22 protein-coding genes and 1 tRNA gene are annotated in these 23,702 nt (G+C 61.3%); 18 read left to right on the top strand and 5 right to left on the bottom strand.

What is annotated here, in order from left to right; all coding sequences use genetic code 11:
• The first annotated feature begins 11 nt into the window (after positions 1-11).
• The 5 genes from QD408_RS04880 to QD408_RS04900 all read left to right on the top strand — a co-directional run bounded on the left by QD408_RS04880 (position 12) and on the right by QD408_RS04900 (position 3,840).
• Entirely contained in the window at positions 12-566 is a 555-nt protein-coding gene (locus tag QD408_RS04880) for a YceD family protein (protein WP_414138525.1), read from the top strand.
• Between the two features lie 98 nt (positions 567-664).
• Positions 665-1,711, top strand: a complete 1,047-nt coding sequence (gene plsX, locus QD408_RS04885) for a phosphate acyltransferase PlsX (protein ID WP_414138526.1) — start codon at positions 665-667, stop codon at positions 1,709-1,711.
• Positions 1,712-1,731: 20 nt separating this feature from the next.
• The gene (locus QD408_RS04890) at positions 1,732-2,703 is read left to right on the top strand and encodes a beta-ketoacyl-ACP synthase III (RefSeq protein WP_088685516.1); all 972 of its coding nucleotides are present in this window, start codon (positions 1,732-1,734) and stop codon (positions 2,701-2,703) included.
• Between the two features lie 106 nt (positions 2,704-2,809).
• Positions 2,810-3,148 (top strand): integration host factor subunit alpha, encoded by a 339-nt coding sequence (locus QD408_RS04895; protein WP_088685373.1) that lies wholly within the window; start codon positions 2,810-2,812, stop codon positions 3,146-3,148.
• Positions 3,149-3,297: 149 nt separating this feature from the next.
• Positions 3,298-3,840 (top strand): MerR family transcriptional regulator, encoded by a 543-nt coding sequence (locus QD408_RS04900; protein WP_414138527.1) that lies wholly within the window; start codon positions 3,298-3,300, stop codon positions 3,838-3,840.
• A gap of 9 nt (positions 3,841-3,849) precedes the next feature.
• Here the strand turns inward: QD408_RS04900 and QD408_RS04905 are convergent, their stop codons facing one another.
• Positions 3,850-4,197: a response regulator gene (locus QD408_RS04905; protein WP_414138528.1), complete on the bottom strand. Its 348-nt coding sequence runs from the start codon at positions 4,195-4,197 to the stop codon at positions 3,850-3,852.
• A 167-nt stretch (positions 4,198-4,364) separates the two neighbouring features.
• On the opposite strand from QD408_RS04905, the gene QD408_RS04910 reads away from it, so the two are divergent.
• Positions 4,365-6,008 (top strand): response regulator, encoded by a 1,644-nt coding sequence (locus QD408_RS04910; protein ID WP_414138529.1) that lies wholly within the window; start codon positions 4,365-4,367, stop codon positions 6,006-6,008.
• A gap of 29 nt (positions 6,009-6,037) precedes the next feature.
• Here QD408_RS04910 and QD408_RS04915 read toward each other — a convergent pair whose 3' ends face one another.
• Positions 6,038-6,355 (bottom strand): DUF1236 domain-containing protein, encoded by a 318-nt coding sequence (locus QD408_RS04915; protein WP_088685377.1) that lies wholly within the window; start codon positions 6,353-6,355, stop codon positions 6,038-6,040.
• A 500-nt stretch (positions 6,356-6,855) separates the two neighbouring features.
• Here QD408_RS04915 and bcsN point away from each other — a divergent pair, with 500 nt between their 5' ends.
• The 9 genes from bcsN (at position 6,856) to QD408_RS04960 (ending at position 17,751) form a co-directional block, all read left to right on the top strand.
• A complete protein-coding gene (gene bcsN, locus QD408_RS04920) occupies positions 6,856-7,836 on the top strand; it encodes a cellulose biosynthesis protein BcsN (protein WP_414138530.1) in 981 nt (326 codons plus the stop codon).
• Between the two features lie 57 nt (positions 7,837-7,893).
• A complete protein-coding gene (bcsA, locus tag QD408_RS04925) occupies positions 7,894-10,086 on the top strand; it encodes a UDP-forming cellulose synthase catalytic subunit (protein WP_414138531.1) in 2,193 nt (730 codons plus the stop codon).
• The gene (locus tag QD408_RS04930) at positions 10,083-12,503 is read left to right on the top strand and encodes a cellulose biosynthesis cyclic di-GMP-binding regulatory protein BcsB (protein ID WP_414138532.1); all 2,421 of its coding nucleotides are present in this window, start codon (positions 10,083-10,085) and stop codon (positions 12,501-12,503) included. The genes bcsA and QD408_RS04930 overlap by 4 nt, the downstream gene beginning before the upstream one ends.
• A complete protein-coding gene (locus QD408_RS04935; RefSeq protein ID WP_088685380.1) occupies positions 12,500-13,546 on the top strand; it encodes a glycosyl hydrolase family 8 in 1,047 nt (348 codons plus the stop codon). Before QD408_RS04930 ends, QD408_RS04935 begins: the two co-directional genes overlap by 4 nt.
• Complete coding sequence (locus tag QD408_RS04940; protein WP_414138533.1) at positions 13,543-15,915, top strand: cellulose synthase; 2,373 nt, start codon at positions 13,543-13,545, stop codon at positions 15,913-15,915. Before QD408_RS04935 ends, QD408_RS04940 begins: the two co-directional genes overlap by 4 nt.
• Positions 15,916-15,993: 78 nt before the next feature.
• Positions 15,994-16,662 (top strand): HAD family hydrolase, encoded by a 669-nt coding sequence (locus QD408_RS04945; protein ID WP_088685382.1) that lies wholly within the window; start codon positions 15,994-15,996, stop codon positions 16,660-16,662.
• A gap of 97 nt (positions 16,663-16,759) precedes the next feature.
• Positions 16,760-16,836 (top strand) — tRNA-Pro (locus QD408_RS04950).
• Between the two features lie 241 nt (positions 16,837-17,077).
• A complete protein-coding gene (locus tag QD408_RS04955; RefSeq protein WP_088685383.1) occupies positions 17,078-17,299 on the top strand; it encodes a hypothetical protein in 222 nt (73 codons plus the stop codon).
• A gap of 239 nt (positions 17,300-17,538) precedes the next feature.
• On the top strand, positions 17,539-17,751 hold the full coding sequence (locus QD408_RS04960; RefSeq protein WP_088685384.1) for a hypothetical protein: 213 nt from the start codon (positions 17,539-17,541) through the stop codon (positions 17,749-17,751).
• A gap of 13 nt (positions 17,752-17,764) precedes the next feature.
• Here QD408_RS04960 and QD408_RS04965 read toward each other — a convergent pair whose 3' ends face one another.
• The 3 genes from QD408_RS04965 to QD408_RS04975 all read right to left on the bottom strand — a co-directional run bounded on the left by QD408_RS04965 (position 17,765) and on the right by QD408_RS04975 (position 20,306).
• Positions 17,765-18,058 (bottom strand): helix-turn-helix domain-containing protein, encoded by a 294-nt coding sequence (locus QD408_RS04965; RefSeq protein WP_088685385.1) that lies wholly within the window; start codon positions 18,056-18,058, stop codon positions 17,765-17,767.
• 108 nt (positions 18,059-18,166) lie between these two features.
• Positions 18,167-19,348, bottom strand: coding sequence for an ROK family transcriptional regulator (locus QD408_RS04970; RefSeq protein WP_414138534.1), 1,182 nt, complete (start codon positions 19,346-19,348; stop codon positions 18,167-18,169).
• Between the two features lie 331 nt (positions 19,349-19,679).
• Positions 19,680-20,306: a GNAT family N-acetyltransferase gene (locus tag QD408_RS04975; protein ID WP_414138570.1), complete on the bottom strand. Its 627-nt coding sequence runs from the start codon at positions 20,304-20,306 to the stop codon at positions 19,680-19,682.
• Between the two features lie 179 nt (positions 20,307-20,485).
• Between QD408_RS04975 and QD408_RS04980 the strand changes: the two genes are divergently transcribed.
• The 3 genes from QD408_RS04980 to QD408_RS04990 all read left to right on the top strand — a co-directional run bounded on the left by QD408_RS04980 (position 20,486) and on the right by QD408_RS04990 (position 23,677).
• Positions 20,486-21,820, top strand: coding sequence for an extracellular solute-binding protein (locus QD408_RS04980; protein ID WP_414138535.1), 1,335 nt, complete (start codon positions 20,486-20,488; stop codon positions 21,818-21,820).
• 130 nt (positions 21,821-21,950) lie between these two features.
• Positions 21,951-22,844, top strand: a complete 894-nt coding sequence (locus tag QD408_RS04985; protein WP_088685388.1) for a carbohydrate ABC transporter permease — start codon at positions 21,951-21,953, stop codon at positions 22,842-22,844.
• A complete protein-coding gene (locus tag QD408_RS04990; RefSeq protein WP_414138536.1) occupies positions 22,844-23,677 on the top strand; it encodes a carbohydrate ABC transporter permease in 834 nt (277 codons plus the stop codon). Before QD408_RS04985 ends, QD408_RS04990 begins: the two co-directional genes overlap by 1 nt.
• The last annotated feature ends 25 nt before the right edge of the window (positions 23,678-23,702 follow it).

The following is a 23,702-nucleotide window of genomic DNA, read 5'->3' on the forward strand; positions in this document are numbered from 1 at the left end:
AGGAGGAAACGATGAAGAACGATCGGGACGATGTTCCCTTCTCCTATCACGTCAAGGTCGGCCATATCTCGGCCAATCCCGTCGAGGTTCATATCGAGGCCGATGCCAGCGAATTGAAGGCGCTTGCCGAGAGCTGGAGCGTCGTCTCCGTCGACGATCTCAGCGCCGATCTGCAGATCGCCCGCTGGAAACGCGACGGCGTGCGCGTCAAGGGTCGCGTACGGGCGAAGATCGTTCAGTCCTGCGTCGTCACGCTGGAACCGGTCGAAGCCGCCATCGACGAGAGTTTCGAGCAGATTTTCGTGCCAGAGGGCTCCAAGCTTGCCCGCCAGCCCGGCAACGACGCCGGCGAGATGCTGCTCGATCCCGATGGTCCCGATCTGCCGGAGACCTTCGTCGGCGACACGATCGATGCAGGCGAGGTCGTTGCCGAATTCGCAGCACTCGCGATCGATCCCTATCCGCGCAAGCAGGGCGTCGAGTTCCAGGGCCATATCGAGGATAACGGCGAGAACGACAAAAAGCCCTCCGCTTTCGCGGTCCTCAAGGACTGGAAAAAGGACTGAAGCACCTCTGGCATTTGACATAATTCAGTTGTAAGCGACGCCAAAACCGGTATTTTGGCCGAAATTTCGCCCTCGGCGAAAAGAAGGATCAGGGACGCGTGATCAGAATATCTCTCGACCTCATGGGTGGCGACTTTGGTCCCCAGGTTGTCATCCCCGGCGCCGCCAAGGCGCTGGAAAGGCATCCGGACATTTCCTTCGTTTTCTACGGCCTCAAGGAACAATGCGAACCGGTTTTCGCCAAGTTCCCGAAACTCAAGGAAAAATCGGTCTTTCACGATTGCGAACTCGCAGTCAGCATGGAGGAGAAGCCGAGCCAGGCGCTGCGCCGCGGCCGCTATATCTCTACCATGTGGCGTTCGATCGAGGCGGTAAAGACCGGAGATGCCGATGTCGCGGTTTCGGCCGGCAATACCGGCGCGCTGATGGCGATGGCGAAGTTCTGTCTTCGCACCATGGCGAACATCGAGCGCCCGGCGATCGCGGCGATCTGGCCGACGCTGAAAGGCGAGAGCATCGTGCTCGATGTCGGTGCGACGATCGGCGCCGATGCGCAGCAGCTGATGGATTTCGCCCTGATGGGCGGCGCTATGGCGCGCGCGCTTTTCGAGATCGAACGTCCGACGATCGGCCTGCTGAACGTCGGCGTGGAAGAAGTGAAGGGCCAGGAAGAGGTCAAGGAAGCCGGCCGGCTGTTGCGCGAGGCGAATATCGATTCGCTCGAATATTCCGGCTTCGTCGAGGGTAACGATCTCGGCAAAGGCACGGTCGACGTCGTCGTCACCGAAGGGTTTTCCGGCAACATCGCGCTGAAGACCGCCGAAGGCACCGCCAAGCAGATTGCCGAATATCTGCGCGCCGCTATGTCGCGCACGCTGCTCGCCCGCATCGGCTACCTCTTCGCCAAGAGCGCCTTCGACATGCTGCGTGAGAAGCTCGATCCGAGCAAGGTCAACGGCGGCGTGTTTCTCGGCCTGAACGGCATCGTCATCAAGAGCCATGGCGGGGCCAATGCCGAAGGCATCGCAGCCGCCATCGAGGTCGGCTACGACATGGCTAAGAACGGCCTCAATCAGAAAATAGAAAACGATCTTAAGAAATATCATGCCAAGCGGCTGCCTCCCATAGGCCCGGAAGCGGCATGAGCTATGGGGTTCAATCGAATATGATCCGTTCAGTGGTTCGCGGGTTCGGAGCCGCACTTCCGAAGCGCGTGATGACCAATCGCGACATGGAAGCCATCGTCGATACGTCGGACGAATGGATCGTCCAGCGCACCGGCATCCGCCAGCGTTACGTCGCCGGCGATGACGAAACGACGGCTTCGCTCGGCGAGGCAGCCGCACGCGCAGCCCTTGCCAATGGCGGCCTGACGCCCGCCGATATCGATCTGGTCATCTGCGCCACCTCGACGCCTGACAACACCTTTCCGGCGACCTCGGTCAATATCCAGAACCGTCTCGGCATGAGCCACGGCTTCGCCTTCGACGTCCAGGCCGTCTGCACCGGTTTCGTCTACGCCGTCACGACGGCGGACGCCTATATCCGCGGCGGCCTTGCAAAGCGTGTTCTCGTCATCGGCGCCGAGACTTTTTCGCGCATCCTCGACTGGAACGACCGCACGACATGCGTGCTTTTCGGTGACGGCGCCGGCGCGATCGTGCTCGAAGCCGCCGAAGGCGAGGGGACGTCCGCCGATCGCGGTGTGCTGACCGCGCATCTGCGCTCCGACGGCTCGCATAAGGACAAGCTCTATGTCGATGGCGGACCGTCGAGCACGGGAACCGTCGGCAAGCTGCGCATGGAGGGCCGCGAGGTCTTCAAATACGCCGTCGGCATGATCACCGATGTCATTCAGGCTGCTTTCGATTCCACCGGCACCACCGCCGAAGACCTCGATTGGCTGGTGCCGCACCAGGCCAACCGACGCATCATCGACGGGTCCGCGAAGAAGCTGAACATCGCCTCGGAGAAGGTCGTCGTAACAGTCGATCTGCACGGCAATACGTCGGCCGCCTCGATCCCGCTCGCGCTTGCGACCGCCGCCGGCGACGGCCGCATCAAGAAGGGCGACCTCGTGATGCTCGAAGCGATGGGTGGCGGCTTCACCTGGGGCGCGGTTCTGCTGCGCTGGTAAGCGTGAATCCTAAAAAACTGGCGGCGAACAAGAGCTTGACCGTAAGGCGCAAGACAAATACTCTTCGTTTGCTTTCACAAAATATTTTGTAATGGGCGGGGAAACCATGACCGGAAAAACAGTGACGCGAGCAGACCTGGCGGAATCCGTTTTCCGAAAGGTCGGTCTTTCCCGGACCGAATCCGCCGAACTTGTGGAAACCGTCATTGATGAAATCTGCAACGCCATCGTGCGTGGCGAAACCGTCAAGCTTTCCTCCTTCGCGACCTTCCAGGTGCGCGACAAGAACGAGCGCATCGGCCGTAACCCGAAGACCGGCGAGGAGGTTCCGATTTCTCCCCGCCGGGTCATGACCTTCAAGGCGTCGAACGTGCTGAAGACGCGCATCCTCAAGGCGCACATCGCCCGCAAGGTCAAGCTGAAGCCGCAAAACCCGGCTTCCTGATATCGACGTCCCCTTTTCCCGACGACGTTTTTTCCTCTCGCGCTGTCCTTGCCTGTGCGCAACGTCAAGACATGACTTGAATTGTCGGCGCCAAACCTTTGAAATATGATGAGTCGCCGTTGGATCGAGCCGCGAGGTCGCGTAGCAGTATGACGTTGGACAAGAGCCCCGATGCCTTTCGCACCATCAGCGAAGTCGCAGACGATCTTGATCTGCCGCAGCATGTGCTGCGCTTCTGGGAGACGCGATTTCCCCAGATAAAGCCGATGAAGCGCGGCGGCGGCCGTCGCTATTATCGGCCGGAGGATGTGGATCTCCTCAAGGGTATCCGCCATCTCCTTTATGATCACGGCTATACGATCAAGGGCGTGCAGAAACTTCTGAAGACCAATGGCAACAAGTTCGTCGTCGCCGTCGGCCATGGCGATCTCGCCAGCGTCGAGGCGCTTGCCTCAGGCGTGCAGGAGGCTGGCATCGGCGAACCTCGTGTCGGCATGGCCGAGGAGGACCAGATCGTCGGACGCGCCAAGCCGCCGATCACCCGCCGCTTCTTCAACTTCGTCGCCGGAGAGGATGACCAGCCGGAAGTTTCGATCGGCAAATCGAGCGTCGGCAAGGAAGACCGGGCGCTGCTGCAGGAGGCGCTTTACGATCTCCTGGAATGCAAGCGTCTGCTCGATCAGGTGCGCTGATCGGACAATTCAAACTTCGGTCAGCCGTTTCATCGCCTCTTCGAGCTCGCTGAGCTGGAAGGGTTTGCGCAGTATGGGAAGCGTGCCTGCGCTGCTGCCCTCCGGAGCGCTGCCATATCCCGTTGCATAGAGATAGGGCTTGCCGCGTTCGTCGAGCAGTTTTGCGACCGGCAGCGAGCTGTGGCCGGCAAGGGAGACGTCGAGGATGGCGGCGTCGAACTCCGAATCCCTGGCGGTTGCCAGCGCCCGTTCGAGATCGGGGGCGCTCGCGCAGACCCGGTAGCCGAGATCGCCGAGCATATCCTCGAGCAACATGGCGATCAGAGCATCGTCCTCGACGATGAATATGTCTTTCATGATTCCCGCCCACCCATTTCCCTTGCAGGGGATGGGGATTTATGTGGACCGCTTGGGCGGCTCGTCAAGACGTCGTGTCCGGCAGTGCGAGAAACTGCATATTGCCGGGTGAAATTCGATGTGCAAAAGCTGGAATGCCGTGTCGAAGCGGAGGGAAGAGGTCTGGGATGGATTTGCTGAGTGCCACGGACTGGTTGCGTCAAAGGCCGGCATTTACATATCCGCTGGCTTTTGCCGCGGTTGGGCTGACGTTTCTTCTGAGGCTTGCCGCCAGCGATTATCTCTCCGGTTTTCCTTTCCTGAGCTTCCTTCCGGCGATATTGTTCGCGAGCTTCATCGGCGGCGCGGGCCCGGGCCTTGTCGCGGCCATGCTCGCCGGTTTCATCGTCCAGCAGTTCTTCGTCGAGCCGCACGATGCCTTCTGGCCGGTCACTGCCGGACAATGGGTCGGTCTTTCCACCTATTTCATCAATGCCGTGATCATCGTCGGCCTGATGGAGATGATCATCGTCGCCCATGCGAGGCAGAGCCGCCTTCGCGACGAACTCAACAGCTTCAACGAACGCCTGGAAGAGACGGTGGCTCAGCGCACTGGCGAACTCAGGCATGAAATGGAAGAGAATGCCGCCGCTCAAGCGCAGGTGCGCCAGCTGCAGAAGATGGAGACGATCGGTCAGCTGACGGGCGGCGTCGCCCATGATTTCAACAACATGCTGGCGATCATCGTCGGCAATCTCGATCTCGCCCAGCGGCGCATGACCGGAAACGAAGATCCGCGCCTGCTGAACTCCCTCCAGAATGCCCGAGACGGTGCGCAGCGGGCAGCGGTGCTGACCGCGCGTCTTCTCGCTTTCTCGCGCCAGCAGCCGCTCGCCCCGGAGGTGATCGATGTCAACAAGCTGGTCGGCGGCATGTCGGAGCTGCTGCGGCGAACGCTCGGCGAGCATATCCGCATCGAGACAGTGCTTGCCGGCGGTCTTTGGCCGAGTTTTGCCGATCTCAGCCAGCTTGAGAACGCCATGCTGAACCTTGCCGTCAACGCCCGCGACGCCATGCCGGGCGGCGGTCATCTGACCATCGAGACAGCCAACGCCGAACTCGACGAGCGATATGCGCGCATGCATTCGGAGGTCGACGCCGGCCAATACGTGATGGTCAGCATCACCGACACCGGCACCGGCATGTCGCCTGATGTGATCGAGCGCGCCTTCGACCCCTTCTACACGACCAAGGGACCCGGCAAAGGGACCGGCCTCGGCCTCAGCCAGGTATATGGCTATATCAAGCAGAGCAGGGGTCACATCAAGATCTATTCCGAGATCGACAGAGGCACGACGGTGAAGATCTATCTTCCCCGGCATGTCGGCGTGGCCGATGCCCGGTCAAGCGTCGGCGCTCATCCGATCCCTCAAGGCAGCGCCAAAGACACGATTCTGGTGGTGGAGGACGATGAACACGTCCGCACCATGACCGCAGACAGCCTGCATGAGCTGGGTTATAGCGTATTGCAGGCGGCGAGCGGCACTGAGGCGCTTCTCCTTCTCGAGGAAAATGCGGCGGTGGATTTGGTCTTCACCGACATCGTCATGCCTGAGATGAGCGGGCGCCAGCTTGCCGACGTCGTCCAGGAAAGATGGCCGACGATCCGGATCCTCTATACGACGGGCTACACCCGCAACGCCATCGTCCACAATGGCGTGCTCGATCATGGAGTTTCCCTGCTCGCCAAGCCTTTCAGCCTGGAGCAGCTGGCCCATAAGATCAGGGATATCTTGAATGTGCCGGCAAGAACGGAAGACGAGCGGACGTGAGGCCGCACGTCCGCAGCCTTCCGATCGCGTTATTCCAGAACCTGGATCACGCGATGCGTCTGCGGCTCGACGATGACGCGCCGGTCGTTGACGACGGTATAGGCGTAGCCGTCGATATTGGGCACGGTATGGATTTCAACCGTATCGGGCAACGTCGTGCCGACCACGACGTCACCGTCATAGACGACGGACGGCGTGTCTTGCTCCATCACATAAGTGCGCACCTCACCGGGCAGGACGACAGTTGAGCTCGTCGGTGCCGGATCGGTGACGATGACGCTGCTCTGTGCAAAAGCGGAGGAGCAGATGGTCAGCATGGCGGCCGCAGCCAGCATGGTCTTGCGCATGAGGGTTCTCCTTTTCCTACCCTAGACATCAAGGCAACGCCGGCCATGCGGCATGGTTCCCACTTCAGCTTTTTCGCTCTGCGTATCGGCGTCGTGACGGATTGCCCCGAAATTTGGGTCGGATAGAGCATGTCGCGCAAAAGTGTGCAGCGGTTTTGCGTTAACGACATGCGTAGAACAAAGACCTAAAGCGCGAAGAGCGAATCTGAAAGATCGCGACGCGCTTTAGACGCTCGTATTCCGACCATTCCCGCACCGACAAAGGGTAGAAGAGAACGATTAAGTTGTTGGCGAATCAATTCACGCATCATACGGTTGAATTGTCCGAACAACGTCCAGCATGAGTCTATCCGGTGACGCCAAGGGTCGGTTCGTTACTCTTCGTTAACCATGTTGGCAGCTTATGTCCGGTAAACGGCCGGCTGGTCGTTGATTCGAAGATCCTTCGCGTTTCGGCTTGCGAATGGATATCTGGAAAAACGATTGCGGCGGCTCGATTTATGCACTTGCGGAAAATGATATCGCTAGTGGCCGTGGCGGGTGTAATGGCCGGCTGCACATCGACAAGCGGTGTGCGCCAACCTTCCGGACCGGAGACCGTTGCGCCTGAAAAGGCGCTTGTCTTGCCGCCGCCGGGCGGGCCGTCGATCGTCAGCGTCGTCGAACGCAAGCGCGGCAACGGTGTCGAGCAGACGATCTCGCTGTTCACCTCATCCTCCGTGCCCGGCCAGAACTTTCTGAAGGCGCAATTCCTCGGCGCTTCCGGAGCCAATCGCGGCACCGGCAACGCGGGTTTCAGCATGATCAACGAGAGCGGTATTGCCCGTGAAGTGGCCCGCTCGGTTCCCGGCGTGCCGATGGGAACGTCGGCGACCTTTCTGCAGAACAGTTACGGGCCCTTTGGCTATGCCTCCGGCCGAAGCCGCGCCGGCGACACGTGCATCTATGCCTGGCAGCAGATCCGCTCGAGCGCATCCGCCAATACCCAGGCGCGCAATTTCGGCATGATCCAGCTGCGTCTGCGCCTTTGTGATGCGAGGGCAAGTGAGCGCCAGCTGCTCGGCATCATCTACGGCTACACCCTTACCGGCACCTTCGACGGCGAGATCTGGAACCCCTATGGCAATCCGCCGCCCGCCGACGCGGCGCTGGGCAGCACCGGTCAGCCGATCTACCCCGACGAAGGCGGTTATCGCGCCAGCCCGATGCCGATCGGCTACGAGCCGGCGCCCGCCATTGCCAGCCGGCCGCGGACAGCCCCTGTTCGCAGCGCCCCGGCTTCGCAACCGTCTCAGAATATTGCGCCGCTGCCGGCACCCATAGGTCCGCGCGTGCCGCTGCCGGGCGAGGCGCCGCAGACGAGCGCAAAGCCGATACCGGCGGAAGCGCCAGTTCAACAATCCGCAAGGGCGATCGGCGTCACCGTGCCGTCGCCGGACTGCATAGGCGATGCGGCCATGACGGCCGCCTGCCGGAAATAATGAGCATGTCCGGAGCGCCGGATGGTGCCCCGGTTGAGCAATTTCGAAGGAACGTCGATGCGCAAAGCCCGCAGTGTCATCATATGGGCCGTGGTTTCGCTCTGCATAATCGTGCTGATCACGCTGCCGGTGAATTTGCAGACCCAGCTCATCACCAGCATCACGGTCGTGACCATCATGGCGCTGATCAAGATTCTGAAGGGCGAGGGGACGTGGCGCCTCGTGGCGCTCGCCTTCGGCACGTCGATCGTGCTGCGTTATGTCTACTGGCGCACCACCAACACGCTTCCGCCTTTGAACCAGCCGGAGAACTTCATTCCCGGTCTGCTGCTCTATCTTGCCGAAATGTACAGCGTTGCGATGCTGGCGCTCAGCCTCTTCATCGTCGCCACGCCGTTGCCCTCGCGCCCCTCGCGCGCCGCCAATCCCGGGCGGCTGCCCCATGTCGACGTCTTCGTGCCATCCTATAACGAGGATGCCGGGCTTCTCGGCAACACGCTGGCCGCCGCAAAGGCCATGGATTATCCGGCCGACAAGCTGCATGTCTGGCTGCTCGACGATGGCGGTACCCTGCAGAAGCGCAATTCCGGCAAGCTGCTGGAGGCCCAGGCGGCGGCTGCCCGCCATGCCGAGCTGAAGCAGCTCTGTGAGGATCTCGACGTCCACTATCTCACGCGCGACCGCAACGAGCACGCCAAGGCCGGCAATCTCAACAACGGCATGAAACATTCGACCGGCGAACTCATTGCCGTCTTCGACGCGGACCACGCGCCGGCCCGCGATTTCCTGCTCGAGACGGTCGGCTATTTCGAAGACGATCCGAAGCTCTTCCTCGTCCAGACCCCGCACTTCTTCATCAATCCCGATCCGCTGGAGCGCAACCTGCGAACCTTCGACAGGATGCCCAGCGAAAACGAAATGTTCTACGGCATCATCCAGCGCGGCCTCGATAAATGGAACGCCGCCTTCTTCTGCGGCTCGGCCGCGGTTTTGAGCCGAAAGGCGCTCGAATCCCAGAACGGCTTTTCCGGCATCAGCATCACCGAGGATTGTGAGACTGCATTGGCGCTGCACGGCAGCGGCTGGAACAGCATTTATGTCGACAAGCCTCTGATCGCCGGTCTGCAGCCGGCGACCTTCGCCAGCTTCATCGGCCAGCGCAGCCGCTGGGCGCAGGGCATGATGCAGATCCTGCGCTACCGGTTCCCGCTTCTGAAGCGCGGGCTGTCGATCCCGCAGCGTCTTTGCTACATGTCCTCGACGCTTTTCTGGCTCTTCCCGTTCCCGCGCACGATCTTTCTGTTTGCGCCGCTCTTCTATCTGTTTTTCGATCTGGAAATCTTCACGGCCTCCGGCGGCGAGTTCCTCGCCTATACGCTGGCCTACATGCTCGTGAACCTGATGATGCAGAACTATCTCTACGGGTCGTTCCGTTGGCCATGGATTTCCGAGCTGTACGAATACGTGCAGACCGTGCATCTGCTGCCGGCCGTCGTCTCCGTGATGCTCAATCCGCGCAAGCCGACCTTCAAGGTCACCGCCAAGGACGAATCGATCTCCGTCAGCCGGCTGTCGGAGATCAGTCGTCCGTTCTTCGTCATCTTCGCGGTGCAGATCGTCGCGCTCGTCATCACCATCTACAGGATCTATGCCGAGCCCTATAAGGCCGACGTCACGCTCGTCGTCGGCGGCTGGAACATCATCAACCTGATCATGGCAGGCTGCGCCCTTGGTGTCGTATCCGAGCGCGGCGAGCGCGCCTTGTCCCGCCGCGTCCGCGTCAACCGGCGCTGCGAATTCGGCGCAAACGGCAAATGGTACGCGGCCTCGATCGAGGACGTCTCTGTCCACGGCGCCAGGCTTCATATCTTCAACAAGCATCTCGATGAGATGCTGGTCGGCGCCCTCGGCGAAATTCGCTTCCGGCCCTATAGCGGCGCGGATCTGGAAACCCTGCCGCTCATCGTCCGCAACATCGAGCCGTCCGGCGACATCTCCAATGTCGGCTGCCAGTACGTGCCGAAAAGCGCGCTCGACCATCGCCTGATCGCCGACCTGATGTTTGCCAATTCCGACCAGTGGACCCAGTTCCAGGCCTCGCGCCGCCGCAATCCCGGCATCATCCGCGGCACGATCTGGTTCCTTGGCCTGTCGTTCTACCAGACGAGCCGCGGCTTGATCTATCTCTTCCGCAGCATGCGGCCGGAAAAGGAAGCCCAGCAGCAGACGGCAAAGGTCAACGCCGGATGAGAAAAATCGTCGCCGCGTCGCTCCTTTTGCTGAATGCTTCCGCCTTCGCCCAGGCGCAGACGGCACCCTTCGATATGTCCGGCGAGCGGCCGCCCGGCGCCTCCGCTGCCCCGAGATTGACGCCTGCGGCCCCGGCGCCGGTTCCCGTCACGCCGCCCATTTCCGTCGCGCCCGCAGCTCCGGCTGCCGTTCCTCCAGCGATTGCCGCTCAGCCGCAGACGGCGCCACAGCCCGCCGCGGCGGCAAATCCCGCTTCGCCAGCACGCCCGGGCGATGTTCGCCGCTATGTCTTGCCCTTCTCGAAGCTGAGCCTCGCCGGGGAATATGACCGCCGGTCGTGGTCCGTCTATCTGACGCCGGAGCAGGCGGCGGCCAAGGCAAGCTTCACCTTCGCCTATCAGAATGCGATCGTGGTGGCGCCCGAGGCGTCGACGCTGACCATCTATCTGAACAACCGCCCGATCGGCCAACAGCGTGTCGGTTCGCCGGATGGGTCAACGGCGGTCACGTTCGAAATTCCCTCCGGTTTGCTGCAGCCGGGTGCCAACCTCGTGACCTTTGAAGCCGTTCAGCGCCACCGCACCGATTGCAGCATTCAGTCCACCTATGAGCTGTGGTCGAACATCGATCCGGCCGGAACCTATCTGAGCTTCGCCGGCAAGGATGCCGCCCAGCTATCGAGCGCGGACGCGATCCGCGCCATCGGCGTCGACAGCGGCGGCAAGACGGAATTCGACATCGTTGTCCCGGCTCTGGAACAGCCGGGAACCACCAAGCCTCTGCTGCGGCTGGCGCAGGGCCTGTCGGTGCTGAGCAGCATGCCGAACCAGGTCTTCGCCTTCGCCACCGACTCGCTTCCGGCCGCCGGCCCAGGCAAGCTCAGCGTGCTCGTCGGCACTGCGGCAGAGCTGCGGCCGCTCTTTCCCGGCCTGCCGCCCGAGGCCGCAAGCGCAGCACTCGCCACTTTCGTCACCGATCCGCGCAGCGGCTCGCCGGTGCTCCTGATCAGCGGCCCCTCCTGGCAGGCGGTTTCTTCGGCGATCGATACCATCGTCGCCCCGACGGACAGATCCCCGGATATTCGCCGCGATGCGCTGACCACCGAGCGCTGGAGCGCGCCGAATGCGCCGCTCGTCTTTTCCGATACGAGCGTTGCCCTGTCGCAACTCGGCGTGAAGACCACCGAATTTTCAGGGCGGCGGCTCCGAACCAGCTTCAACATTGCCGTCCCGGCCGATTTTTATGCCAATGCCTACGGCGAGGCGAAGGTGCTGCTCGACGCCGCCTATACCGATAGCGTCCTGCCGGGCAGCCATATCGATATCTACGTCAACGACAACATCGCCTCCACCGTTCCGATCACCACGACATCAGGCGGCATTCTCCGTCATCTGCCGATCCGCATGACGATGCGTCACTTCAAGCCCGGCCTCAATTCGGTGGCGATCGAGGCGATCCTGATGACCAAGGACGATGCGGCCTGTGCGCCGGGGACGGCGGCCGGCGCCAATCCGCGCTTTGCCCTGTTCGATACGACCGAGCTGCATATCCCAGATTTTGCCCGTGTCGGCCAGCGTCCGAACCTGGCCGCGATGGCGGGCACCGCCTATCCCTATGGGCGCTCTACGGAGCCTGTGCCGCTCTTCATCGACCGTGTCGATCCCGATACGCTTTCGGCCGCCGCGACGCTGCTTGGCCAGATGGCGATCATGGCCGGCCATCCGATCCCCCTTGAAACCGTCGCCTCGCCGAATACGATCGGCGATCGCGACGCGATCTTCATCGGCTCGATCTCGCAGATGCCGGCGACCGTGCTGACGCAGGCGAATATCTCCACCACCAGCCAGGCCTCGTGGCGTCCCGTCGTCGATACGCAAACGGACGTCGTCGATACCGGCGCCGCCTTCGAACAGTGGAATTCCAAGGTCAGCGGCGGCGTATTGCGCAGCCGGATCACCGCCTTCCGCGAATGGCTGTGGCGCAATTTCGATATTTCCCGCAGTTCACTGCAGTTCGTTCCCGGCGCCGAGGAGATTTTTACGCCGTCCAACGCCGCCACGCTTCTGGTCGCTCAGGGCGCCAGCCCCGCGGGGGGCGGCTCATGGACCGTGGTGACGGCGCCGTCGGCGAAGGATTTGCGCGAAGGGCTCGAGGCCGTGACCGAGCAACTGAACTGGCCGCAGATGTCAGGCCACATCACCGCCTATTCGGGCAAGACAGGCAAGATCGACACCGTGCCCGTCACTCGCTTCGATTTCGTGCCGTCCACGCCCTGGTCGATCCGCAACTACCGCCTGATCGCCGCCAATTGGCTGTCGACGAACATTCTCTCCTATGCCTTCCTGCTGGTCGTCTTCGTGCTGCTGATCGGCATCGCCACGTCCAGCATGCTCAAAAGTCTGGGCCGGTCGAAATGAGAGGATGGACCACGCTCATGTTTGCGGCAACGGTCGCGCTTACACCCGTGGGCTCGTCCACGGCCGCGCAGCAGGCGATGATCAATGCAGGGGCATGGTCTGCCTATAAGGCGAAGTTTCTCGATGCGTCCGGCCGCATCGTCGATAACGGCAACGGCAACATCAGCCACAGCGAAGGGCAGGGCTACGGCATGCTGCTCGCCTACCTCTCGGCAAGCCCCGCGGATTTCGAACAAATCTGGTATTTTACCCGTACGGAACTGCTGCTGCGCGACGATGGCCTGGCCGTGTGGAAGTGGGATCCGAACGTTAAACCGCATGTCACCGACACCAACAATGCCTCCGACGGCGACATGCTGATCGCCTATGCGCTGGCACTCGCCGGTACGGCGTGGAAACGCGACGACTATATCCTCGCCGCTTCCCGCATGGCGCAGTCGCTGCTTTCAGAAACCGTGGTTCGGACGGGCGGCCGGACGCTTTTGATGCCGGGGAGCGAAGGCTTTACCGCCGCCGATCGCGACGACGGTCCCGTCGTCAACCCGTCCTACTGGATCTTTGAGGCGATCCCCGTGATGGCCGCGCTTGCTCCGTCGGATGATTGGAAAAAACTGTCGGAAGACGGCGTATCGTTGTTGAGTACCATGCAGTTCGGCCCGCGCAAGCTTCCGGCCGAGTGGGTGAGCCTGCACGGCCAGCCCCGGCCGGCGCAGGGCTTCGATGCCGAATTCGCCTATAACGCTCTCCGAATCCCGCTCTATCTCGTGCGCGGCGGCGTCGCCGACAAGGCGCTGCTGACCCGTCTGCAGCAGGGCATGTCGCAGAATGGCCTTCCCGCCACCATCGATCTGACCACCGGCCGGCCGAAGGCCGTGCTGTCGGACCCCGGTTATCGAATTGTTAACGATGTTGTGGCCTGTGTAGTCGATGGGACCAAGCTGCCGGCTTCGGCCCTGCAATTTGCGCCCGCACTCTATTATCCGTCTACGCTTCAACTACTGGGGCTGGCCTATATTGGGGAGAAGCATCCGGAGTGTCTGTGAAGTCTTCTCTCGTGGCGATTTCGGCAGCAGCGGTGGTGGCGACACTCGTCACCGGGCTGAAGGATCGCGGCGCGTTGCAGGAAAAGTTCGGCCTTGGGCCTGACGCCAAGCCGGCGCCGGAGCTGATGATGATGGGCCGCATCAAGCCGGCCGAAGCCCCGGCCGGCAATCCGGAATTCAACGTGCAGAACGTTGCCGATAAGATCGAGGCGATTACCTCTCCGTCGCCGGCACCGGTCGTACCCGAGGCGGAAACGGCTACGCCCCAGCCTGCGGCACCGCAACCCGTTGCGCCACAGACGACCGCCGAGCCGACGCCGGTTGCGCCTCCTATCGTCTCGGCGACGCCGGCGCCGCAACAGCCCGCGGCACAACCGCAGCCCGCCGTCGATGAAAGCGCGCTCCGCTATTTCGCCAGCCGCGGCGACAAGGTGCGCCTGCAGGCCGAAATCTCCCGGCTTCAGGCGCTCTATCCGGACTGGGTTCCTCCGGCCGATCCGCTCGCCGTGCCGCAGAATGGCGACAAGCGGCTCGAGGCCATGTGGCGGCTTTATTCCGACGGCCGCTATGCCGAGGTGCGCAAGGCGATCGCCGACCGTCAGGCGGAGGATGCCGGATGGCAGCCGCCGGCCGACTTGCTCGACCGCCTCGGCGTCGTCGAAGCCCGTGCCCGGCTCGTCAACGCCTCGGACCTCAAGCAATATGCGACGGTGGTCGATATCGCTGCCGCAACGCCGAGCCTGCTGACGTGCAGCGAAGTCGACGTTCTCTGGCGCGTCGCCGAAGCCTTCATACATACGGAAAGGGCGCAGCGCGGACAGGATGCCTATACCTATATATTGAAGAACTGCACCGATCCCGCCGAGCGGCGGGCGACGGTCGAAAAGGCCTCGACGCTGCTTGGCTACCAGCCGATGCAGGCGCTGCTTTCGCAGGAGAAGCCTGCGAGCGACGGCAGCAGGGAATTCGACGCGATCCGCGACAACCTTGCGCGGCGCTTCGTGGCTGAAGGCAATGAAGATCCGAAGCTCGCTATTGCGCCCGATTATATCGCCCGTCTTGAAAAACTCGCCGAAACCCAGGGACTTGCCTCCGATGCGCTGCTGCTTGGCTGGTATCAGCTCCGCCGCAACAATGATGCCGCTGCCGAGAAGTGGTTCCGCGCCGGCCGCGCCAAGGAGGATTCGGCCGCCGCTTCGCAGGGGCTGGCGCTGGCGTTGATCGCCCGCAAGGCGCCTGAGGAGGCCGAAGACGTGATGTTCCGTTGGCGGGCCGATTCCGACGATGCGACATCGACCTATCTGGCCGCCACCGCCAACCTGATGGCGTTGCAGCCGCCGGCCGATCTGCCCGAAGACGTGCTGCACCGTATCGCTGCGGAAACCATCGCCCGGAAATACGCGCCGACGGCGCAGCAGTTCGGCTGGTACGCCCGCTCCCTCAACCAGTTCCAGACCGCCGCCCGCTGGTTCGAGACGGCGCTTGCCTGGAAACCCGATGACGAACCCTCCGCCTACGGCCTCGTCATCACCCGCGAACAGCTGGGCGACCGCAAAGGCGTGAGCGATATTCAGAATGCCTGGGCTGGCCGGTCGGCCCGGATCACCAATCTTGAGGACACCTCTTCGCTGGCGCCGAATGCCGTCATGCCATCGCCGGAAAAGGTTGAGGTCACTCCGCAGCAACCGGCTCCTCGGCAGTCGACGCAGCCGCCGGAGCGCCCTGCCGCGGTCGAGCCGCTTCCGGCCGAGCGCCGTACCGTGCCACAGCTGGAGCCGGACGTGGCCGTTCGCGCGGCAAGGCCCGCAATGCAGACGGTGACCGTCGAGCGTGGTCCACGCCAAACGCGCGGCTGCTCGACGACCGTCGATGCCGGGCAGCTGAGCCCGAACGACGCGCTGTCGCGCGGCTGGTGCCTGATGGAACTCAATCGGCCGATGGAAGCGATCTCCGCCTTCGAGGCGGCATTGCAAAGTCCTGCGCGTAGGGTTCGCGAGGACGCAGCCTATGGCCAAAGCCTTGCCTATCTGCGTGCCGGTCTTTCCAGCAACGCTGCCGTCGCGGCCACCAAGGCGCCGCAGAGCCGCCAGCGCGCCGCCGAGCTCCAGGTGGCAATCCTCGCCGATCGCGCCCTTTCGGCCTTCGACGCAAAGCGTTATCGCGAAACCCTCATCTATCTCGATCAGCGCGCCCAGTTGCAGCAGGAACGCATCGACCTGATGGTCCTGCGCGGCTATTGCTATCTCAATCTGAAAATGTACGACGATGCGGGCCGCATCTTCCAGGCTGCCGCTGCGACCGGCAGCCGCGATGCCGCCCGCGGCCTTGCCGATCTGCGCGAGGCGACCCACCCCGACGTCAACGACTGACGTTGACGTCGCCTCCGCTCTCCGCTACTCGCCTGCTTGAGCGCCCCTCATGGCCTCGTCGCTCGCAAGGAAACTCCCGTGTCCGCTCTCCATGATATTCTCGACAGGTCTTACGACGCCTTCCTCTTCGATATGGATGGAACGCTCCTGAATTCCATTGCCGTCGTCGAACGTGTCTGGAGCGAATGGGCAAGACGCCACGGCTTCGAGCCGGAGGTCTTCCTGAAGACCATCCACGGCATCCGCGCCTCCGACGTCATTCGCGGGCTTGGACTGCCTGGTGTCGATCCGGCTCATGAGGCGGATCTGCTGCTCGCCGAGGAAATGGAAGATGTCTCCGGCATCGTCGAAATCCCGGGCGCCATTCGTTTCCTGAGCGCCATCGCCGATGGCCGATGGGCGATCGTCACCTCCGCTCCGATCGAACTCGCCAAGCGCCGCATGGCCGCTGCCGGCATCCCGATGCCGAAGGTCATGGTCAGCGGCGGTGAGGTCAAATCGGGCAAGCCCAGCCCCGAAGGTTATCTGCTCGGCGCAAGCCGCCTCGGCGTCGACCCGTCGAGATGCCTGGTCTTCGAAGATGCGGTCGCCGGCATCCTCGCCGGCGAAGCCGCCGGCGCCGATGTCACCGTGATCACCGAAACCCACGCCACGCCTTTCGAAACGCCGCATTTCTCGATCGCCAACTACCAGGCATGGCAGCCCCGCCAGACCGCCGAAGGCCGGCTGATGCTGGCTGCGGTCTGACCATTGCCGCGAAGTGCCTCTTTTTCTTGGAGGCAGGCTTTTTCCGCTTGCATTGCACGCGCTGAAAAACTAAACGAAGCAAGCCGTTTCGGCAGGTCGGGGCGTAGCGCAGCCCGGTAGCGCACTTGACTGGGGGTCAAGGGGTCGCTGGTTCAAGTCCAGTCGCCCCGACCATTTAAAGTAAATAACGCGACGAAATACTCCCCCAGAGTGCAGTCGCAAGCAAATCCAGTAGTTCTTTTTGGGGCTCCTCTAGTTCGAGGACATGGTATTTGTCGTCTTTTGTTAAGGCTGTACGCCGTTCTTGACTGAATAACTTAATTTTGGATTGAATGAGTGGCTGAAACCTCTTCGCATTCCTACGAATAGGTGTAGATTAACATTATCCCTGTCCCAGATAGCCTAGTGCGAGCGCATGGCGGATATGAAGCAGAATCTAACTTGCAGGCAGGCCCTCGCCAGCGCGTTTCAGGCTCTGTCGGAAGAGGCCGTCAAAGCCGGATGGTCGGAGGGCGATGTGGCGTTGGCCCTTGCCGAACTCGCCGAAGAGCGGGTGATCGAGGTCACCGCCAAGGTGATCATGGAAGGCTCCATTCATCCTCAACTCGTCGCCGCTGGCGGCGGTCGCAGCGGCTAAACTCGTCGCAAAGTGCCGCTCGGGGCAGGGGAGGGAAAGCGTTTTTCGCTTGCGTCTGCATCCGCTGCTTCATGCTTTTAAACGCGGCGCTAACGCATGGGACAAAATATTGTTCCACCGAAATCTGCGCAGTTGCTAAAGTTCAAGCCGTCGCGCATAATGCTCTCATCGTCGGTTGCGGAGGGCGGCTGGCGGTGCAAGCGTTGGATGCGTTTGCCCTCGGAGGGAACTGCGGCGTGATGTTGCGATCGTCAATTCACCCCCATGATTTACCGCTTTTCTCGGAAGATCTCGATCTCCTTTCGCAGGTGCTCGACAAGGTCTGCGAAGAGCGCGGTCTCAACAGGACGGCGCCGGAGGCCGAGCGGATCGGCGCGGTGATCATCCAGCTCTACAGGCAGGGCGTGAGGGACGGCGGCAAGCTTGCCGACCTCGCAAAGACCTATCTCTGATCGTTGGGTTCCGTCAGTCGTCGTTGGCGGCGTTGAGGTTTTCCGGCCGGATGCCGTCGTCGCTCGATGTGCGTGCACGCAACCGGATGCCGGGGCCGCCTTCGTCCTGATTGCCGCTGGAGAGAAAGATGATGCCGTGCGCTTCGAGCGTTGCGCGCACGTCGAGCAACGCATGCGGCTCGCCCATCCATTCGCCCTTTTCCAGCGCCGCCACGGTCTCGGGCGTCAGGCCGCTTGCGGCGGCGAGCTCTTCGAGGCTCATCCCGATCATGGCGCGTGCGCCGCGTATCTGCGTTGCCGTTATCATGATGGAAAATCTAGCGCATTTCCCACACTTCTCAAGTGGTGCGGCGGTTGATCGGCGAACTCACAGGTCGCTGCACGCTGGCTGATGCCGCTGCCTCTCCATGCCTCTTCAGACGTCTCTCAATTTTACGCCAAAGAGATCGTCATGCATGCGCTCGACCGCGATTCCCACGCCTCCCATGAGGGAGGCCCGGTTCCCGAAGCGGCTGATCTCGATGCGCGGCGGGTAGGGCGTACAACGCGGCAGGAAACGCCGGATGGCGTCTACGAGCTCCGGCCTGGCGCCGATGCTGCCGCCGATGATCACCATTTCAGGATCGAGAGTTGCGCCGATGGCAGCAATGGCGACCGCCGCCAGCCTTGCCGTCTCTTCAATTGCCGCAACTGCGCTTGTTTCTCCCGCGTTGAACGCGGCGAAGAGATCGGTCACGGTCGAGGCGTTACGCCCGCCGAAACCGGTGTAGCGGCGCAGCATCGCTTCGCTGCCGACGGCGCACTCAAAGGTTCCAAGCGTAAACCCGCCAGGATCGAAGGCATCTCCGCCGATCGGAAGATAGGCAATTTCGCCGGCCGCGCCCCGTGCCCCGCGCAACAGAGCTCCGTTGGCGATGATACCCATGCCGATCCCCGTTCCGAGCGCAACGAAAGCGAAATTGCTGCTTTCAACGCCGTGTCCCCGCCACTTCTCTCCTTGCGCGGCGAGGTTGACATCATTTTCGACGATCACGGCCATACCCATTCTGTCGCTGAAGAGTTGCCGCAGATCGATCGCATCGATGCCCGGGATATTCGGCGCCACGTTGATATGCCCGGTGGCTGGATCGAGCACGCCGGGGCTGCCTAGGACGACGAGGCGGAGCCTATCGGTGGTGGTCCCGGCGGCAAGCGCGAGCTCGGCGAGGAGATCGCTGAATTGATTGATGAGATGCGTGCCGCCGCGCGGGTCGGTAAGCACGTTGATTTCGGTGACCACGTTTCCCAAAAGATCGCAGATCACTGCGGCGATCCTCGTATCCCCCAGGTCGATGGAGGCGGCCAGCCCGGCCCTCGCGTTGATTTCGTAGGTGATGGCATTCCGGCCCGGGCGACCATCTGTTTGTCCAACGGGTTTCAGCCATCCATCATCCTGGAGGTCGCGCACGACATCGGAAATCGTCTGCTTCGACAGGCCTGTCAGCTTGGCAATGTCGGCGCGGGAAATCGGCCCGTTTGCCAGGACGGTTCGGATCACGGCATTGGTTGAAATTTTTCGCGCGATGGGAGTCTGTACGACCGAAGATGTCATTGCCATCAAGATAGCCCGTTCCAATTAGTTCGGAGCGCATACTTAATCAGGACGATATCAAGTCGAATTATCGATAAGAGCGAAAGATCTGGCGCATAAACCTCGTCTTCCGGCTGTATCAGAGTACATTAAACCGACGATTTGTCTATGTCCTTGACAAATGGAGGACGGCCTATAGCATGGTTGGCCAAGGGATACACGCCGCCAACTGCGGAGCCATCTCATGAGCATTGCGGCATCATTGGTTATAGAGCAGTCGCAGCAAAGGCGCGCGGCGGTTCTGTGCCCGAAATTAAGCAGAAACAAAGAGATAAAGAGTTTTCCTGACTCAGGGAAATCAGGAGGCGCTTTGCCCGGATCGGTCATCGATCCGCATTGCGAAGGCCACGGCGCCGTCCTGTTCCAGCTCAGAGAAACCAATATGGCGGTAGAAGCCTCTGGCGCGCTCGTTTTTCGGATCGACACCGAGATGCACGGCGCTGACCCCATGCTTTTTCAGCGCCTCGAGCTCGGTATTGATCATCCTGCGTCCCCAGCCGCTCGCCTGAAGCCCGGGCAGGATGTTGATATGGAGATGCGCGGGGTAATCGTCCTGAAGCCACGGCGTCCCGCTGCGCGGCGCATGAATCCGCTCTATCACGTCGGCGTCGCGCGGACGGGCGGGTGTGAGGCCGGCGATCTGCCGGCGAACAAGCGGCCACCAGTTTGCTTCGAGGTCCTTGTCGAACCGGGCAGTATCCGGCACGCCGACGACATAGCCAACCGGGCGGTCGTCGAGAACCAGGACAAAAGCAAAGTCCTTGGCGAATTTGAGATAGGGCACCGACCAGATATAGCCGGGCAGATGCGGATCGCTGTAAAATGCGCTGGCATCATTGCCCCCATCTGCGGTTTTGAGGCAGATTTCGAAAAGGGCTTCGCTATCCGCGTCAACCGCCGGGCGAAGGAAGCAGTTGCTGTCCATCACGTTGCCACCTCCTGCGTGGCGTCTTGTCATTCCAAGTTGCGAGGGAGGCTCATGCATTGAGGATTACCTCAGATTCGTCGGTCCGGCAAAGCTCTGGGGGAAGAAAACGTTCGGCCGGTGCTTGGCGCAGAGACTGAACGGGGAGTGGAGAATAAACCAAATAAATGGTGGAACAGATGAAAAGAAGCGTGAAATCGATCAACATACTGTCCGCATGCCAATTGAGAGCAGCTGTCGCGCTTGCCGGCGCGGCGCTTGTCAGCCTCGGCCTTTCCGCTGCGCGCGCTGCCGATCTGCCTGTATGGGACGATCAGACCTATGAAGGCCAGAGCGCGGTCATCGAGCAGCTGAACAAGGAGTTCGAAGCTGCTCATCCCGGCGTCACCATCAAACGCACCGCCCGGACCTTCGACGACATGAAGTTGACGCTGAAGCTTGCTGTTTCGGCAGGGGATGGCCCCGTCGTCACCAAGGTCAACCAGGGCGCCGGCGACATGGGCGCCATGGTGAAGGAAGGCCTGCTCCTTCCTGTCGACGACTACATCAAGAAATACAGCTGGGATAAGCGGCAATCGGATTCCGTGCTTGCCCGAGACCGCTGGGACGGACCAAAATTCGGCGTGGGCAAGACCTACGGCATATCGGGCCTCGCCGAAATCGTCGGTCTCTACTACAACAAGAAGATCCTCGATGATGCGGGCATAGCGCTGCCGCAAACCTTCGAGGAGCTCTTGGCCGCTCTCGACAAGCTGAAGGAAAAGGGTGTTGCGCCCTTCATGATGGGCTCGGCAAAGCAGCATCTGGCCCTGCACATGATCGGCGCCATCGATCAGGCGCATATCGATGCGAGCAATCGTGCCGAACTTGACGATCTGATTTACGGCAAGGGCGGCTCCTGGAACACCAAGGGCAACATAGAATCCGCCAAACTCGTGCAGAAGTGGGCGCAGGGCGGCTATTTCTACCCCGGTTTCGAGGGCATCTCGGGTGATGACGCCGTCCAGCTTTTCATATCAGGGCAAGGCGCCTTCCTGATCTCCGGGACCTGGTATTTCGGTGATATGCAGCACAATCAGGATATCGGCTTCATGGCCATTCCTGCCCCGAAAGGTATTTCCAAGCCCCTGAGCGTCGGCGGCGTGGACCTCGCCTGGGCGATAACGAGCCTTGCCAAGGAAAAGGCGACTCAGGATCTGGCCGGCGAATATATCGACTATATGGTTTCGGAAAAGGCTGCCGAAACCTGGGCCAATGCTGGCTATCTTCCGGCAACATCGCTGGCGGCGGATGCAAAGCCGAAGCTTACGCCGCTGCTCACCGCCGGCATCGAGATGTGGAAGGCGCTCAACGCCAACGACGCTCTCGGCCATTATCCCGATTGGTCGAGCCCGACGATGCTGAAGACAATCGACGACAACACGCCGCTTCTTCTGTCCGGCAAGATCACGCCCGAAGCCTTCGTCGACGCCATGGACAAGGATTATCAGGCGTATCTGAAGGGTCAGAAATAAAATGGCGCAGACGCAGGTTGCGGCCGCCCGCGCCCGTGGCCTGCGTCTTGTCGATCTCAGTTAGAAAATCAGCGCCGCGATCTCAGGCTTGCGGCGCAACGACGATAGTTTTGGCTTCATGGAGTACCGGATGAAGCGCTCCCCACTTGATGGTTCCGAACATACCAATTGGATCTATTTGTTGCCGGGATTGCTGCTTTACGCGGCTTTCGTCTTCGGCCCGATTGTCGCGGCTTTGGGATTGAGCCTGACCAGCTGGGACGGCCTGACCATGCCCAAGTGGGTTGGCCTCGGCAATTACGTCGATCTCTTTTCCGACGATCGTTTTTATATTGCCTTGCGCAACAATGCCGAGCTCATGATTTTCTATTGTGTCCTGCCGCTCGTGCTCGGCATAGCTCTTGCCGCCTGCGTCTGGAATCTGAAGCAACGCGAACAGCTTGCCCTGCGTACGTTCCTGTTCCTGCCTTATATCATGCCGACTGCCGTGTTGGGCATCATCTGGGCATGGCTCTACAATCCTGCCTTCGGCCCCTTCAATCAATTCCTGAGAGCGGTAGGCCTGGGCAAGTTCGCGCTCCCATGGCTGGGAGATTTCGACTTTGTGCTTCCCGCAGTCGGGATCGTCGCGACCTGGTATTTCTTCGGCTTCTGCATGGTCATCTTCCTCACGGGAATTCAGCGCATCGACCCGTCGCTTTTCGACGCCGCCAAGGTCGATGGCGCTTCGGCGCGAAAGACCTTCTTCTGGATAACGCTGCCGCTTCTATTGCCTGAGATAAGGGTGGTTTTGCTTCTGACCGTCATCGCGTCGATCAAGAGCTTCGACCTGATCTTCACCATGACCCGCGGCGGCCCCGCCAATGCGACGCTCGTGCCGAACATCTACATGTATCAGCTCGGCTTCGAGCTCAATCGGTTCGGCGCGGCGGCGGCCATCGCCATTGTCGGCGCGGCCCTGACATTCATCATCAACTATATAATTCACCGGTTTGTCGGCTCGCAGAACAAAGGGGTGGCGTGATGAGCCGTTCGTCCAATATCCCCGCGACCACGCTCCCTCTTCGCATTCTCCTCTGGCTTCTCGCATTCGTCACGATCACGCCGTTCCTGCTTCTGCTTCTGACGTCGATAAAGAGCAAGGCCGACGTCCTGAAAGGTGCGTTCGCCTTGCCGGCATATCCGCATTTCGAGAATTACCTCGATGCTTGGAATGCAGGGCATTTCAACATCTACTTCTGGAATTCGATCATCGTCGTCATACCCGTCGTCGCCGCGAGCGTCTTTCTCGGCCTGCTGACGGGCTTCGCCTTCGCTTATTTGTCTTTCCCGCTTCGACGTACGCTGTTCGCCATCCTGACGCTTGGCATGATGGTGCCGGCCGAAGCCTTCATCATCCCGCTCTATTATGAAATGCGGTATCTCGGATGGATCAATACCTATGCGGCCGTGATCGTGCCGCAGATCGCGATGTCGATCCCATTCTCGACGATTTTCCTCGCCAGCGCGATGCAGCAACTGCCGGAGGAAATCCTCGAGGCGGCGGTTCTCGATGGCGCCGGGCGCTTTTACATCCTTCGCAAGATCGTCGTCCCCCTCATGGTGCCGGCAATGTCGACACTGGCGCTGTTCCTGTTCATCTGGACCTGGAACGAGTTTCTGATCCCCTTCATTCTGGTCAACGACGACGCCTATCGGACGCTGCCTCTCGGCATGCTGTTTTTCCAGGGGCGCTACACCGTCAACACGCCGGTTCTGACCGCCGGCGCGGTGATCGTCATTGCCCCGCTCATCCTGACCTATCTCATTTTCCAGCGCCGGTTCATCGCCGGCCTGACGGCAGGGACGACGAAATAGGAAGCCCAAGCCATCGGCGGCAAGG

The sequence above is a fragment of the Rhizobium sp. BR 249 genome, assembly GCF_047445895.1.
In the GTDB taxonomy this organism is placed as follows: domain Bacteria; phylum Pseudomonadota; class Alphaproteobacteria; order Rhizobiales; family Rhizobiaceae; genus Rhizobium.